The organism is Polynucleobacter sp. MWH-Svant-W18 (assembly GCF_018687495.1).
Lineage (GTDB): Bacteria > Pseudomonadota > Gammaproteobacteria > Burkholderiales > Burkholderiaceae > Polynucleobacter.
The window spans coordinates 187,588-203,059 of sequence record NZ_CP061293.1; the positions used below are offsets into that span (position 1 = coordinate 187,588).

Sequence of the window (15,472 nt, forward strand, 5' to 3'; positions counted from 1 at the left end):
TGAGTTTATTTTTTAAAGAGGCCGCCGATACCCTTGGCGGCTCCTTTTGCAGCCATGGTCGCCATGGTGCGCGCCATCTTCCCACCCTTAAATTGTTTCATCATCGTTTGCATTTGCTCAAACTGAGCAAGCAGGCGATTTACTTCTTGTACTTCTACGCCAGCACCAGCGGCAATGCGGCGTTTACGGCTTGCCTTGAGTAGTTCTGGCTTACTACGTTCGCGTGGAGTCATGCTATCAATAATGCCGCGCATCCGTTTGGTTTGTTTGTCAGCGTTGCTCAGATTTGTTTTAGAGGCAGCTTGCGCTACTTGACTTGGGAGCTTATCCATCAAACTAGCCATGCCACCCATCTGCTGCATTTGCATGAGCTGATCGCGGAAGTCTCCAAGATCAAAGCCACCTTTAGAAATTTTGCTAGCAAGCTTTTCTGCTTTAGCAACATCCACATGTTGCTGGGCTTGCTCTACTAATGCCAGGATATCGCCCATACCCAAAATACGATTGGCCATGCGCTCGGCATCAAATTCCTCCAGGCCATCCATTTTCTCGGCTACGCCAATAAATTTGAGTGGCACACCTGTGACCTGTCGCACAGATAGCGCGGCACCACCACGAGAGTCACCATCTAGCTTGGTGAGGATCACGCCTGTCAGGGGTAAGGCTTCATGGAAAGCCTTAGCTGTGTTGACGGCATCCTGTCCGAGCATGGCATCCACTACGAACAAGGTTTCGATAGGGTTTAGGCTTGCATGCAAAGTTTTGATCTCTTGCATGAGTGCTTCATCAATACCGAGGCGACCTGCGGTATCGACAATAACTACATCAAAATAATGGCGACGGGCCCAATCGAGTGCTGCGAGAGCAATATCGTTTGGTTTTTGGTTGATGTTGCTCGGGAAAAATTCTGCACCGACCTGCTTGGTAACAGTTTCCAATTGCTCGATCGCCGCAGGACGATACACGTCACACGATACGGTCAATACTTTCTTTTTCTTTTTCTCTTGCAGCCACTTGGCTAACTTGCCAACCGAAGTCGTTTTACCAGCACCTTGTAGACCTGCCATCAAAATGACCGCTGGAGGTTGGGTGGCTAAATTCAGTTCACCGCTTTGATTAGTGTCACCTTGCATGACTTGGGCGAGCTCGCGTTGAACTACGCCAACAAGTGCCTGTCCAGGACTCAGGCTGCCAACCACTTCTTCGCCAAGGGCTTTGAATTTAATTTGTTCAAGCAAAGACTTGACTACAGGAAGGGCTACGTCAGCCTCCAATAAGGCTAGGCGGATCTCCCGCAGCATTTCTGAGGTATTGGCTTCAGTCAGGCGGGCTTGCCCACGCATTGTTTTAACAACGCGTGATAGGCGGTCGGTGAGGTTCTCTAGCATTTATCGATTAGACTTTCCAGATGGATATTTTAGGTTACTCAAGTTCTGGCTGGCTGCCATCGGCACTTTACTTGCTACTTTTGCTTGTTTTGAGCTTAAGAGCCAAGGGTGGCGCGGAGTCATCTCTATTTACTGGGTTCATTCAGGCGGCGATTTTGATCGTTTTATTGATTCATGGCTTTCAATTGCATGATTCTGTCTTTACGCCACAAGGTTTTGTATTTGGCTTTGCCCAAGATTTATCTCTAATTGCCTGGGTTGGCCTAGCTTTTTACTGGTTTCAGTCTTGGTTTTTGCCGATCTCCAGTTTGCGTTGGATGGTATTGTTTTTTGCCTGCGTTTGCGCCTTACTCCCAAATATTTTTCCGGGAACACTGCTATCAGCAAAAGCGGTTTCTGACCCTTGGTTCAAGGGTCACTTTATCGTGGCAACCATTTCAGTTGGCCTCCTGAGTTTGGCTGCGATGCATGCGATGTTGATGAGCGTACAAGACCGCGCACTCCATCGCCAACTTGCAATCGTTCCCAATAGCCGTGCCGCCCATTGGCTAGAAGAGTTACCGCCTTTGATGACCATGGAAAGTCTGCTTTTTAACTTGCTCTATGTCGGCTTTGCCCTCCTGACTCTCACGGTATTTTCAGGCTTACTGTTTTCACAAACCTTGTTTGGTCGACCACTAGTCTTTGATCACAAAACTATTTTTGCATTGATATCTTGGGTTTTATTTGGCGGCTTACTCATTGCACGCTGGCGTGTTGGTCTACGCGGTAGGGCAGCGATTCGCTGGGTATTGAGCGCTTACACTGCTTTACTGCTAGCGTATGTTGGTAGCCGCTTTGTGTTGGAAGTGATTCTTCAGAGAGTATGATCCTTGTTTAAGTGGCTCTTACTGTTTGCTGGCGCAGGCCTTTTTTATCTTTGGCTCAAGAAAAAAAAGCAGGCAAAGTTTGATCAAGAGAATGCTGGAAAAACTCAGCCCAATAAGACTCAGACCCTTATAAAACCAGAGGCAATGGTGCAATGTCAATATTGCAAAGTGCATCTTCCCCAGTCGGCCGCTATTGCGCATGAGCACCGGTTTTATTGCTCAAATGAACATCTCAACAACTTAGATCAACACGGCTGGATTGGTAACGCTGCTTGGCGGATGTCACCAAATAAAGATGCAAGGCCAGAGGGTATTAATCCGGATGTGCTGGTCATTCATCACATTAGTCTTCCGCCGGGAGAATTTAAAAATCAGGCATCAAGCCGCTACATCGTGGATTTTTTTCAAAATAAATTAGATCCAACTGCCCATTCTTATTTTGCAGAGATTGCAGACCAAAAAGTTTCTAGCCATTTTTTAATTACCCGTGTCGGAGAGTGCATTCAGTTTGTCTCTACTCAAGATAGGGCATGGCATGCTGGGGCATCAAGCTTTCTGGGCAGAGAACGATGTAATGATTTCTCAATTGGTATCGAACTAGAGGGTGATGGGGATACCCCTTTTGATGATGTGCAATACACCGCATTGGCAAACTTGGTGCAGCAGTTGTCGGCAGGCTACCCTAATCTGCAATGTGCAGGACACAGTGATATTGCTCCAGAGCGCAAAACTGACCCTGGAAAATATTTCGATTGGATAAAGTTCCAAAAAGAGACAGGTATTTCGACAGAAAAATTGCCCTACGGTTTAGTTTCTCGTTAGGACCAATTGATGTATGTGAGCATACGCTCACTTTTTTAGCCTTTAGCTAAAAAGGGCAAAAAAATCCGCACCAAAATGACCCCAAAAATAGCTGAAAACTTAGTAAAAATACTAATACAGAATTGTCAGAAAAAACTTACCAAAGGCTAAATATTTCCCTATACTTAGTGTCAAATGCACTTCGAAGCACTAGATGTAGTGTTTTGAATCCCGCAATACCCCATTGTTTTTTAACGATATTTTGTCCAAATCACTATATATAAGCAGGAGCAACATGACATACGCCAATCCACAGACAGCAGGCCAGCAATCTGGAGCCAATAATCCAGGAATGAGTCCTGCCGGAGCTATTAATCAAGCTCCTTCTGCCGGCTTTGTAGCCGGAGGTGTTGGCGGTAGCCAAGCAACCCAATTGTCTGACTACAAAATTATTCGCCGCAATGGTTCAGTGGTGGCATTTGAGCCATCCAAAATTGCGATCGCAGTAACCAAAGCATTTTTAGCAGTTAATGGCGGCCAAGGTGCAGCCTCTGCGCGCGTTCGTGAACAAGTAGAGCAATTAACGCATTCAGTTGTACGTGCTTTATTGCGTAGCCGTCCTAATGGCGGTACTTTCCATATTGAAGATATTCAAGACCAAGTTGAATTGGCTTTGATGCGCAGTGGTGAGCACAACGTTGCTCGTGCCTACGTTCTCTATCGCGAAAAGCGCAATCAAGAGCGCGCTGCCCAACAAGAAATATCCCCAGAAACACAAGCTGCCAACCAGGCTAATGAATCCGGCATCAAAGTAAGCGATAACGGTGTTGAGAAATACCTCGATATGGCTGCATTGCGTACGGTCATTGAAGCTGCATGCGAAGGTTTGGGTAACCACATTGACGCAAGCCCAATCATCACTGAGACTATCAAGAATTTGTATGACGGCGTGCCAATGGCGCAAGTGTATGACTCCGCTATCTTGGCTTCTCGTACTTTGATCGAAAAAGATCCTGCATACAGCCAGGTAACTGCTCGCATCTTGATGCACGTGATTCGTAAAGAGATTTTTGGTAAAGAAGTATTGCAAGGCGATACACAAGCTGAGTACAGCACTTACTTTGCAAAGTACATCAACGAAGGCATTTCTGCAGAGTTATTAGATCCGCGTATGCGTGAGTTTGACCTGCCACGTTTGGCTGCAGCCTTGAACGCTAGCCGTGACTTGCAGTTCAACTACCTTGGTCTGCAAACTTTGTATGACCGTTATTTCTTGCACATTGAAGACCGTCGTATTGAAATGCCACAAGCTTTCTTTATGCGCGTTGCAATGGGCTTGGCCATGAATGAGTTGGATCGTGAGCGTCGCGCAATCGAGTTCTATGAAATTCTCTCAACATTTGATTTCATGTCCAGTACACCAACATTGTTTAACTCAGCAACTACACGTCCACAGCTTTCTAGCTGCTACTTGACAACAGTTGAAGATGACCTTGATGGTATTTACGAAGCGTTGAAAGAAAATGCACTCCTGTCTAAGTTTGCTGGTGGCTTGGGTAACGACTGGACTAATGTGCGTGCATTGGGTAGTCATATCAAAGGTACAAACGGTAAATCTCAAGGTGTTGTGCCATTCTTGAAAGTAGTGAATGACACAGCAGTTGCAGTGAACCAAGGTGGTAAGCGTAAGGGTGCGGTTTGTGCCTACCTGGAAACATGGCACTTAGACATTGAAGAATTCTTGGAGTTGCGCAAGAACACTGGCGATGACCGTCGCCGTACGCATGACATGAATACTTCTAACTGGATTCCTGACTTGTTCATGAAGCGTGTCATGGAAAACGGTGACTGGACTTTGTTCTCCCCATCTAATACTCCGGATTTGCATGACAAGTTTGGTAAAGCCTTCGAAGAAGCTTATGTTGCCTATGAGCAAAAAGCAGATCGTGGTGAATTGAAGCCATTCCGCAGAATCCCAGCGCAACAATTGTGGCGCAAGATGCTTGGTATGTTATTTGAAACCGGTCACCCATGGATCACTTTCAAAGATCCTTGTAATATCCGTAGCCCGCAGCAGCATATTGGCGTAGTTCACTCATCCAACCTCTGTACTGAGATCACTCTCAATACTAATGAGGACGAGATTGCTGTTTGTAACCTGGGTTCTGTGAACTTAACTGCGCACATGACTACCGATGCAAACGGTAAATTGATCTTGGATCACGAGAAGCTCCAGAAAACAGTACGTACTGCAATGCGCATGCTCGATAACGTGATTGATATCAACTACTACGCTGTTGCTAAAGCACGTAATTCCAACCTCAAGCATCGTCCAGTCGGTATGGGCATCATGGGCTTCCAGGATTGCTTGCATATGCAACGTATTCCTTATGCAAGCGATGAAGCTGTGAAGTTTGCTGATTCCTCTATGGAAGCGGTTTGCTACTACGCATACCAAGCTTCTTGCGAGTTGGCTGAAGAGCGTGGCGTGTATAGCACCTACAAGGGTTCCTTATGGGATCGCGGCATCCTCCCACAAGACTCAGTCGCCTTGTTGGCGCAAGAGCGTGGCGGGTATGTAGAGGTGGATAACTCCTCCACCATGGACTGGAGTGGTTTGCGTGCTCGTATTAAGCAACACGGTATGCGTAACTCCAATTGCGTAGCGATTGCCCCTACAGCAACTATTTCTAACATCATTGGGGTATCCGCTTGTATCGAGCCGACATTCCAGAACTTGTTCGTGAAATCTAATCTTTCAGGTGAGTTCACAGTGGTAAACGAGTACTTGGTCCGTGATTTGAAGGATCGTGGCCTCTGGGACGAAGTGATGATTGCTGATTTGAAGTACTTTGACGGTACTTTGTCGAAGATTGATCGCATTCCACAAGATTTGCGCGATTTGTATGCGACTGCTTTTGAAGTTGAACCAACCTGGTTGGTTGAGGCAGCGTCCCGTCGTCAAAAATGGATTGACCAAGCCCAGTCATTGAATATCTACATGGCTGGTGCATCTGGTAAGAAGTTGGATGACACCTACAAGTTGGCCTGGTTGCGTGGTTTGAAGACTACTTATTACCTCCGCACTATGGCTGCAACCCACGTTGAGAAATCCACAGTGGCTAGCGGTCAATTGAACTCAGTATCTAGCGGTGGTGGCGTAAACGGCACTGATGCTGCAGCTGCAGCAAGTGCGGCTGGCGCAGTAGAAGCCGATGGCCCAGTTTGCACAATGCGCCCAGGCGATGCCGGCTTTGAAGAATGTGAAGCATGCCAATAAGCCATTTGCTTATTGGTCAGAAATAGAAGAATTTAGGAGAAAGTTATGTTGAATTGGGAAGAAGAAGTTGCTCCAGCACTAGCGAAAGCTGGTCTTGCACCGCAGCCGGTTGCAGTGGAGCCACAACGCCCACAGCCAGATCAAGTGGCAATGGCACCACAAACAGCGACAGCTGCACCAGTAGAGTCTGCCAACCTAGCGGGTGGTGCAGCCTTGCGTGTAAATGCAGCTGATAAACGCGTTATCAACGCGAAGACTGACGTCAATCAGTTGGTTCCGTTTAAATACAAGTGGGCATGGGAGAAGTATTTGGCTGGTTGTGCAAACCATTGGATGCCACAAGAGATCAATATGAACCGCGATATCGCGCTTTGGAAAGATCCTAACGGTCTCACTGAAGATGAGCGTCGCATCATCAAGCGCAACTTGGGTTTCTTCACTACCGCCGATTCTTTGGCAGCAAACAACATTGTCTTGGGTACATATCGCCACATTACCGCTCCAGAATGCCGCCAATACCTATTGCGCCAGGCTTTTGAAGAGGCAATTCATACCCATGCGTACCAATATATTGTGGAATCTTTGGGTCTAGATCAGTCTGAAATCTTCAATGCGTATCACGAGATCGACTCAATTCGCGCTAAAGATGAGTTCTTAATTCCTTATATTGATGTATTGACCAACCCAAATTTCAAGACTGGGACATTAGAAGCCGACCAAACTTTGCTCCGTTCACTGATTGTTTTTGCTTGTGTGATGGAAGGTTTGTTCTTTTATGTTGGTTTTACGCAAATACTTGCAATGGGTCGTCAAAACAAAATGACGGGTGCTGCTGAGCAGTATCAATACATCCTTCGGGACGAGTCCATGCACTGCAATTTTGGTATCGATTTGATTAACCAAATCAAGCTGGAGAACCCGCAGTTATGGACTTCCGCGTTCAAAGACGAGATCAAATCTATCTTCGAAAAAGCAGTCGAATTAGAGTACCGTTATGCCGAAGATACGATGCCTCGCGGAGTACTCGGATTGAACGCTCCGATGTTCAAAGGTTACTTAAGATACATTTGTAATCGCAGATGTTTGCAAATAGGACTTGACGCGATGTTCCCAAATGAAGAGAATCCATTTCCATGGATGTCAGAAATGATTGATCTGAAAAAAGAACGAAACTTTTTTGAGACACGCGTTATTGAGTATCAAACCGGTGGTGCGCTAAGTTGGGAGTAGTAAATAAGCGTACAGCTGGCTAAATAGGAGATTAGACGGTTGGATAGTATTAGTAATCAACAAAACCAGACTCAAATCCGAAAACCCTTGTTTAAGGGTGTCTGGGCTATCCTCTCTGCTTTTTCCAACACATTTAAGAAGCCGTTGTCCTTTGGGGCCACGGCTTTTTTTCCAGGATTCATTAGCGTGCAGCACTTAGCATCAAGCCGCGCGCCGATGAATGGCTCGCTCGTCAAATCCAAATGGTTGCAAAACCAAGCGGAAATGAGTGGTCGGGTCTTCTTAATCGGTAGTTTGTATTAATCCTCACGTGAAGGAGTATGACTATGGCAATCGCCAAGAAAAAACCTGCTGCAAAGAAACCAGCTGCTAAGAAAAAAGTAGCCGCTAAGCGTCCAGCTGCTAAAAAAGCTACTGCTAAAAAACCAGCTGCTAAAAAAGTAGCTAAGAAGCGTCCTGCTGCTAAAAAAGCTGCTGCTAAGCGTCCTGCTGCTAAAAAAGCTGCTGCTAAGCGTCCAGCTGCTAAAAAAGCTGCCGCTAAGCGTCCAGCTGCTAAGAAGCGTCCAGCTGCTAAAAAAGCTGCCGCTAAGCGTCCAGCTGCAAAGAAGCGCGTAGTAAAAAAAAAGTAAGTAAGCCTGCTGCGAAGAAAGCGGGCTCTGCTGTAAAAAAGCCCGCGGCTAAGAAAGCTGCATTGGCAACAACCGCCGCTGCTTGGCCCTTCCCAACTGGCACACGTCCTTAAACAGACGGGTGTTACTCGAAGGGGTCTCTAACGAGACCCCTTTTTTATTGCCAGTTGCTTAATATTGATTTGGATTTAGTAGCTAAAGCCGAAAGCGGTTTTAAATTGTCCGGCGATCTCATCTTTGCTGGGCTGATGATTTTGGGGGCCTTGATGGCTAATTTTGATGGATCCCATTAGGCTAGCAAGCCGGCCGGTAGTTTCCCAATCCATACCATTCTCAAGTCCAAACAGTAATCCACCTCGGAATGCATCTCCGCACCCAGTTGGGTCGATCACTTTGGCTGCTGGAACTGGCGGAATAGAAATGCATTTGCCATCAGAGTAAATTTCGGCACCTTCGGCACCCTTGGTGACTATCAATGCCTTCACTCGCTCAGCAATTGTTTTGAGGCTAAGTCCGGTTCTTTTGGAAAGCATTTCACCCTCATAGTCATTCACAGCGAGATAGCTGGCAATTTCAACTAACTCGAGCAGTTCAGGCCCATCAAACATTGGTAATCCTTGGCCTGGATCAAAAATAAAGGGAATGTTTGCTTCAGCCAGCTGATGGCAGTGTTCCCACATCCCTTGGCGTCCATCGGGAGCAACGATGCCAAACTTGGCGGGACCCTTGGAGTTTTTGCTGCGCTCAGCGACCACCGCAGAAACTTGATTGAGGTGGGATTCACCCATGGCACCAGGATGAAAGGCGGTAATTTGGTTATTGGCCTGATCAGTTGTGATCATCGCCTGCGCTGTGAATGCTTGGTCAATTTGACGAATATGGGTTGGATCAATCTTCAGATCTTGAAGATGCGTCATGTAGGGAGCCGCGTCACCACCAACGGTTGCCATGATGATGGCGTCACCACCCAAGAGATGTAAGTTGTAAGCAATATTGCCTGCACAACCACCGAATTCACGGCGCATGGTTGGTACCAGGAAGGCGACATTCAGAATATGAATCTGGTCCGGCAGGATTTGATCGGCAAATTTGCCCTCAAAGTTCATGATGGTGTCGTAAGCGATAGAACCGCAGATCAAGCTAGCCATAAATTGCTTTCAGTAAGGTGTGTGAGGATGACGATAGGTAAAGAATGGGGATACAGAATAAAGAAAAAACCAGAGCGCTATGGGTAAAACGCGCGCACTCGATAGCCAGCAGCATTCTGCGGCAAAAGAATGGGTAATTCGGTTTGAATAAGTTCACCCGAAGGGATGCCCTTGCGCAAAAATTCAGGAGGAGATTCTTGCCAAGTTATCGGCAACCATTCTTTCGGTGTTAGTTGAATGGTTTTGATCTCAGATTCTTCAGCATCTGTGAGAGAGATTTCTAAATTCGGAGGCAAAACAGCCAGCGCAAGACGATTTTGTATTTCAACTTGCAAGAGTGATTGGTTTGCAGACGATTTAAGGCCCCCTACAGCGTTTTCAGAGGATAAGGTGACCGAAGTTATTTTCCATGCAGCAAAATCGCTCACAGGGCGATTAATGCAGCCTAGTGCGGCACACAATTTTTCATCTACGCGTTGCAATGCAGAAAAAGCGTGCACAGATAACTCACTTGAGCTGCCATCAACACGCGGCGCTAGTGCTGGAAGCAAAAAATTTCTAGAAAGATGCTCGCCAAACACCAACAGCAGAGTAAAAAAACAGACTAGTAAAACTGCCTTAACAGTTTTTTTTTGAGCAGGTGCAGCAAAAGCGGATGATTTTTTGAGAGTGCCGTGTAAGCAAACCCAGCCATCATTTTCTTTCCAAACAGATAGGGTTAGCCACTGGCTGTAGGTGGCAATCACCTCATCAGCTTGGCGCGCAAGCACCCCAGATAGGACAATTTGACCACCGACGCGCATTTTGTTCACCAATGCTGGTGCTAGTACCTGCAATGGATTAGCCAAAATGTTGGCCATCACAATGTCGTACTTCGTTCGTGCTGCAAGTTCTGGTGCATCTTCGTTGGGTAAAACAAATTGAATTTGCGTGCCGTTGATTTCTGCGTTGCTGCGTGCTGCAACCATTGCCTGGGGATCAATATCGGTGCCAACTACGGGATTGCAACCGAGTTTTGCGGCAGCAATCGCCAAAATACCTGAGCCACAACCGTAATCGAGCAAACTTTGATTTTGCAGTTTGCTTTGTCCTTCGAGCCAAAGTAGACATAAATGCGTCGTTGGATGGCTGCCAGTGCCAAAAGCTAAACCCGGATCTACTGCTAAGCAGATCGCATTGGGATCAGTCGGAGCATCGTGCCAAGATGGCACTACCCAAATACGTTTGCCGATCTGAATTGGTGCAAACTGGCTCTGAGTTAGTCTCACCCAATCTTGTTCTTCAACAATTTTTTCTTCGGGTGTTGATAGGGCAAAACCCGCTTCTTGAAGCGAGGCAAGCAATTGTGGAATAAATTCTACGCTGCCAGATTCATCAATCTCGGGATTAAAGAGTGCAGTAACGGATGACCTATCCCATGCGAGGACTTCTGGGCTGAGGCCAGGTTCCCCATAAAGCGGATTCTCATCGTAACCACCGGCAGCATCATCTTCTACCGTAACCGATAGGGCGCCCAACTCCAAAAGGGCATCACCCAAAGGTTCTGCGGTTTCAGCTGCTACCGTGAAAACCAGTTCACGATAAGACATGGAGCGCTCGCATTAGCTGGAGATTAGGGCTTGCCGCGACTTGCAGCTTGCTCTTCTAAGCGATGCTCCAAGTAGTGAATGCTAGTACCACCCTCAATGAAGTTGGGGTCAAGCATGAGCTCACGGTGCAGGGGTACATTCGTTGTAATGCCATCAATCACCATCTCAGAGAGGGCGATTTGCATGCGACGAATTGCTTGCTCGCGAGTGTTGCCGTAAGAAATCAACTTACCGATCATGGAATCGTAATTTGAGGGAACCACATATCCACTGTAGGCATGCGAGTCAACGCGAATACCGGGCCCGCCAGGCATGTGGAATGAGCCAATTTTCCCTGGACTGGGTGTGAACTTGAATGGATCTTCTGCATTCAGACGACATTCAATCGCGTGGCCACGGAAAACAATGTCTTTTTGGCGATAAGACAGTTTGAGGCCGGCAGCAATGCGAATCTGCTCTTGAACAATATCCACACCAGTAATCATTTCAGTAACAGGGTGCTCGACTTGAACACGGGTATTCATCTCGATGAAGAAAAATTCACCGTTTTCATAGAGAAATTCGAAGGTACCTGCACCGCGATAGCCAATTTTGCGACAGGCTTCAGCACAACGCTCACCAATCTTGGCAATCAAGCGGCGATCTATGCCTGGCGCTGGAGCTTCTTCAATGACTTTTTGGTGGCGACGTTGCATAGAGCAATCACGCTCACCTAACCAAATAGCGCTGCCATGGGTGTCAGCCAAAATCTGAATCTCTACGTGGCGAGGTTTTTCTAAAAACTTCTCCATGTAGACTTCTGGGTTGCCAAAAGCGCGACCCGCCTCTTCACGAGTCATGTTGACGGCGTTAATCAGTGCAGCTTCGGTGTGCACCACCCGCATGCCGCGTCCGCCACCACCGCCAGCAGCCTTAATGATCACCGGATACCCAACCCGTTTGGCAGTGGCAATAATTTCTTTGGGGTCATCGGGTAGTGCACCTTCAGATCCTGGCACGCAAGGTACACCAGCTTTAATCATGGCGCGCTTGGCAGAAACTTTGTCGCCCATCAAGCGAATGGATGCCGCAGTGGGCCCAATAAATGCAAAACCTGATTTTTCTACACGCTCTGCAAAGTCCGCATTTTCTGAGAGAAAACCGTAGCCCGGATGAATCGCCTCAGCATCAGTTACCTCTGCTGCAGAAATAATCGCAGGCATATTGAGGTAGCTCAGTGGTGATGGAGCTGGCCCAATGCAAACGGCTTCATCAGCAAGTTTTACATATTTCGCTTCTTTGTCTGCAGTGGAGTAAACCACTACAGTTTTAATTCCCAACTCGCGGCACGCGCGTTGGATACGGAGAGCAATTTCTCCCCGATTAGCAATCAGAATCTTATCGAACATGTCGGCTCTGAGTTAGGTACAAAAGATTATTAGGAAAGGCTAAGAAATTAAGCAATGATGAAAAGCGGCTGATCAAATTCAACGCCTTGACCGTTTTCACACAAGATTTCTTTAATAACACCGGCTTTTTCTGACTCAATTTCATTGAGTAGCTTCATCGCCTCGATGATGCACAGTGTTTGGCCTTCTTTTACGGTGTCACCAACATTTACAAAATTAGGGGACTCAGGATTCGGTGCGCGATAGAAAGTGCCCACCATTGGAGAGCGCGCAACAAAACCAGTCTCAGCTTCGGGCGCTTCAGGTATAGCGGCAGCTATAGGTGAAGCGCTTGCCATTGGCGCGGCTTGTAGAGCTTGCGCAGGAGCTGGGTTGGAATAGACTACTTGACCAACTGGGGCGGGTGCGCCTGCATTCACAATGCGAACACGATCTTCACCTTCGTTGACCTCCAACTCTGAAATTCCTGACTCAGAAACTAGGTCGATCAGGGTTTTTAGTTTTCTCAGATCCATATGAGTGCTTCCTCTCTCGTGATTCTTTAAATAAGCTTATTTTTGTAAACGCGCCAGCGCTGCTTGGAGCGCTAACTCATATCCAATTGCACCAAGTCCGCAAATTACCCCTGTTGCGATGTCAGATAAATAGGAATGCTTACGGAATTCTTCGCGTTGATGAATGTTTGATAAGTGCACTTCCACGAAGGGAATCGCCACCCCAGCCAAAACATCGCGTAGGGCAACGCTGGTATGGGTAAATGCCCCTGGATTGATGATGATGAAATCAACCCCATCTAACTTCGCCTTCTGAATGCGGTCAATTAATTCACCTTCATGATTGCTTTGGTAGGTTTCAAGCTCTGCAGAGTGTGATTTCGCTAGTTCTTCTAGCTTTCTATGGATATCTTCAAGAGTGGTTTTCCCGTAAACCTCGGGTTCACGAGTGCCCAATAGATTAAGATTTGGGCCCTGAATTACAAGAATTGAAGCTTTTTTCGACATAGATCCCTGTTTTTAGATGCAGTTAGATATTTAATTGCTTCAGATGCTCTACTGGAAGTATACCCCCTCAAAACTCTCAAAAGTGGAATTTGGCGCCTATTTGGGGTCAAAAAATAGGCATCCCTTCAATTTTTACCTAATTTTGAGGCAAAAAGATTGGGGAAAAAATCCATAAAACTCTGCAAAGTTTCCTATAAAGTAGACTTAATGGCTTTTCTGAGCTCTTCTTCGCTTATCTTCCCTAATTTACTGTAAGTTGCCTTACCTTTGCTATTGATGATCACGGTAAAAGGCAGGGCACCTTGAGTATTTCCCATTTGCTTGGAGATCCCGCTACCTTCTAGGCCGCCAATCACAATGGGGTAGCTGACAGGTGTTTTTTTCAGAAATTCGCGAATATTAGAGGGTGAATCAATGCCGATGCCAACAAATACGACATTTTGCTGAATAAATTCTTGCTGAAGAAGGTCTAAGGTCGGCATTTCCTCTACACAGGGCGGGCACCAGGAGGCCCAAAAGTTAATAACGAGGACTTTTCCTTGCCATTTGCTGGCATCAATCGATTTGCCATCTGGACTTTGCCAAGCATTGGCAAAAAAGGCTTTTACAGAGGGTTCGCTGGCTAAACCAGTTTGTGAAATCCATTGCGAAGTAAAGATGCCGCCAAGCAATGCTGCGAGACTGATTCCGCAGATCATGAGCAATTGTCTTCGGTTCATTGCAACTCCTTCGCTAAAATTCGCTAATGCATATACATATCTTAGGCATTTGCGGTACTTTCATGGGCGGCATTGCCGCAATCGCTCGGCAAGCCGGGCATCGGGTAACTGGTTGTGATGCTAATGTATATCCGCCAATGAGCACTCAGTTAGAAGCTCAAGGCATCGAACTGATTGAGGGATTCTCACCAGATCAATTATTACAGTTTGAGACGATGCCGGATTTATTTGTCATCGGCAATGTAGTCTCGCGCGGCAATCCCTTGATGGAGGCTATTCTCAATCAAGGTCTTCCTTATATTTCTGGCCCACAGTGGTTGGGCGAACAAGTCTTGTACGGCAGGCATGTTTTGGCGGTTGCAGGTACTCATGGCAAAACGACGACATCAGCAATGCTGACTTGGATCCTTGAATTTAATGGTTACAAGCCTGGTTATCTCATCGGTGGTGTCCCGCTCAATTTCACTGTGTCTGCACGCTTAGGAGAGAGTCAATACTTTGTCATTGAAGCGGATGAATACGACACAGCATTTTTTGATAAGCGCAGTAAGTTTGTCCACTACAGACCACGCACCGCTTTACTCAATAATTTGGAGTTTGATCATGCTGATATCTTTGCCGATCTTGCAGCGATTGAAACCCAGTTCCATCATCTGGTGCGCACAGTCCCAGGTGATGGGCTAGTAGTCGTCAATGGGGAAGAGCTCGCCTTAGAGCGCGTTATTACTCGGGGCGTATGGTCGCCAGTGGAGCGCTTTGGGCAAGATCTTGCAAATGAATGGTCGCTGATCTCACAAGAACATGATGGTTTTATTGTCCGTAAATCTGGTGAAGAACTTGCAATTGTGAAATGGGCGCCTGACTCTGGAGTAATGGGTCGCCACAATCAACTCAATGCCTTAGCTGCGATCGCCTCTGCGAATCATATTGGTATTTCACCCAAAGATGCGGCAAGAGCCTTGGCGGAATTTAAGAATGTGAAACGTCGACTTGAGACTATTGGAGTGGCGAATGACATCACGATATACGATGATTTTGCACATCACCCAACAGCAATCACAACTACCGTGGATGGGCTGCGTCGTCGGGTGGGTCAAGCGCGCATCTTGGCGGTGCTAGAACCTCGTTCCAATACCATGAAGCTCGGTGTCATGAAAGCGCAGTTACCCGATAGCCTGCAACAGGCTGATAAGGTATTTGCTTATGGCGCGAATAGCGGCAAAGAATCTTTGGGTTGGGATTTGGTAGAAGTTTTATCTCCACTGAACGCCAAAGAAGCCGACAAAGCCCATGCCTTTGATGAACTCAGTGCTTTAGTTGCAGCGGTTGCCAAGGAGGCAAAACCTGGCGATCACATTCTGGTAATGAGTAATGGTGGATTTGGTGGCGTACATCAAAAAATATTGCAAGCTATAGCTGCTTGATGAATC

At 46.8% G+C, this 15,472-nt stretch carries 13 protein-coding genes and 1 pseudogene; 6 read left to right on the top strand and 8 right to left on the bottom strand.

Annotated elements, in window-relative coordinates; translation table 11 throughout:
• Positions 1-5: 5 nt before the first annotated feature.
• Positions 6-1,388, bottom strand: a complete 1,383-nt coding sequence (ffh, locus tag C2757_RS01040) for a signal recognition particle protein (protein ID WP_215375007.1) — start codon at positions 1,386-1,388, stop codon at positions 6-8.
• Positions 1,389-1,408: 20 nt separating this feature from the next.
• Here ffh and C2757_RS01045 point away from each other — a divergent pair, with 20 nt between their 5' ends.
• From C2757_RS01045 to C2757_RS01065, 5 genes are all read left to right on the top strand, one after another.
• Positions 1,409-2,257, top strand: a complete 849-nt coding sequence (locus tag C2757_RS01045; protein ID WP_215375010.1) for an inner membrane protein YpjD — start codon at positions 1,409-1,411, stop codon at positions 2,255-2,257.
• A 3-nt stretch (positions 2,258-2,260) separates the two neighbouring features.
• Positions 2,261-3,079 carry a 1,6-anhydro-N-acetylmuramyl-L-alanine amidase AmpD gene (gene ampD, locus C2757_RS01050; protein WP_256438126.1) on the top strand — a complete coding sequence of 273 codons (819 nt, stop codon included), beginning with the start codon at positions 2,261-2,263 and terminating at the stop codon, positions 3,077-3,079.
• Between the two features lie 331 nt (positions 3,080-3,410).
• Positions 3,411-6,338, top strand: coding sequence for a ribonucleoside-diphosphate reductase subunit alpha (locus C2757_RS01055; RefSeq protein ID WP_371817036.1), 2,928 nt, complete (start codon positions 3,411-3,413; stop codon positions 6,336-6,338).
• Between the two features lie 45 nt (positions 6,339-6,383).
• Entirely contained in the window at positions 6,384-7,568 is a 1,185-nt protein-coding gene (locus C2757_RS01060) for a ribonucleotide-diphosphate reductase subunit beta (RefSeq protein ID WP_215375015.1), read from the top strand.
• Between the two features lie 326 nt (positions 7,569-7,894).
• Positions 7,895-8,197: a histone H1-like repetitive region-containing protein gene (locus C2757_RS01065; RefSeq protein ID WP_215375018.1), complete on the top strand. Its 303-nt coding sequence runs from the start codon at positions 7,895-7,897 to the stop codon at positions 8,195-8,197.
• A 188-nt stretch (positions 8,198-8,385) separates the two neighbouring features.
• On the opposite strand, the gene C2757_RS01070 is transcribed toward C2757_RS01065, so the two are convergent.
• From C2757_RS01070 to C2757_RS01095, 7 genes and pseudogenes are all read right to left on the bottom strand, one after another.
• Entirely contained in the window at positions 8,386-9,345 is a 960-nt protein-coding gene (locus tag C2757_RS01070) for a carbohydrate kinase family protein (RefSeq protein WP_215375021.1), read from the bottom strand.
• Between the two features lie 77 nt (positions 9,346-9,422).
• Positions 9,423-9,926 carry a DUF3426 domain-containing protein gene (locus tag C2757_RS08990; RefSeq protein WP_251366804.1) on the bottom strand — a complete coding sequence of 168 codons (504 nt, stop codon included), beginning with the start codon at positions 9,924-9,926 and terminating at the stop codon, positions 9,423-9,425.
• A 75-nt stretch (positions 9,927-10,001) separates the two neighbouring features.
• A pseudogene (prmA, locus tag C2757_RS08995) lies at positions 10,002-10,934 on the bottom strand (50S ribosomal protein L11 methyltransferase); the annotation flags it as partial.
• A 23-nt stretch (positions 10,935-10,957) separates the two neighbouring features.
• On the bottom strand, positions 10,958-12,322 hold the full coding sequence (gene accC / locus C2757_RS01080; protein ID WP_215375027.1) for an acetyl-CoA carboxylase biotin carboxylase subunit: 1,365 nt from the start codon (positions 12,320-12,322) through the stop codon (positions 10,958-10,960).
• A gap of 47 nt (positions 12,323-12,369) precedes the next feature.
• Entirely contained in the window at positions 12,370-12,837 is a 468-nt protein-coding gene (gene accB / locus C2757_RS01085) for an acetyl-CoA carboxylase biotin carboxyl carrier protein (protein WP_215375031.1), read from the bottom strand.
• A 36-nt stretch (positions 12,838-12,873) separates the two neighbouring features.
• On the bottom strand, positions 12,874-13,323 hold the full coding sequence (aroQ, locus tag C2757_RS01090) for a type II 3-dehydroquinate dehydratase (RefSeq protein ID WP_215375034.1): 450 nt from the start codon (positions 13,321-13,323) through the stop codon (positions 12,874-12,876).
• A gap of 191 nt (positions 13,324-13,514) precedes the next feature.
• Entirely contained in the window at positions 13,515-14,042 is a 528-nt protein-coding gene (locus C2757_RS01095) for a TlpA disulfide reductase family protein (protein WP_215375036.1), read from the bottom strand.
• Positions 14,043-14,068: 26 nt separating this feature from the next.
• Here C2757_RS01095 and mpl point away from each other — a divergent pair, with 26 nt between their 5' ends.
• On the top strand, positions 14,069-15,466 hold the full coding sequence (gene mpl, locus C2757_RS01100) for a UDP-N-acetylmuramate:L-alanyl-gamma-D-glutamyl-meso-diaminopimelate ligase (protein ID WP_215375039.1): 1,398 nt from the start codon (positions 14,069-14,071) through the stop codon (positions 15,464-15,466).
• Positions 15,467-15,472 lie beyond the last annotated feature (6 nt).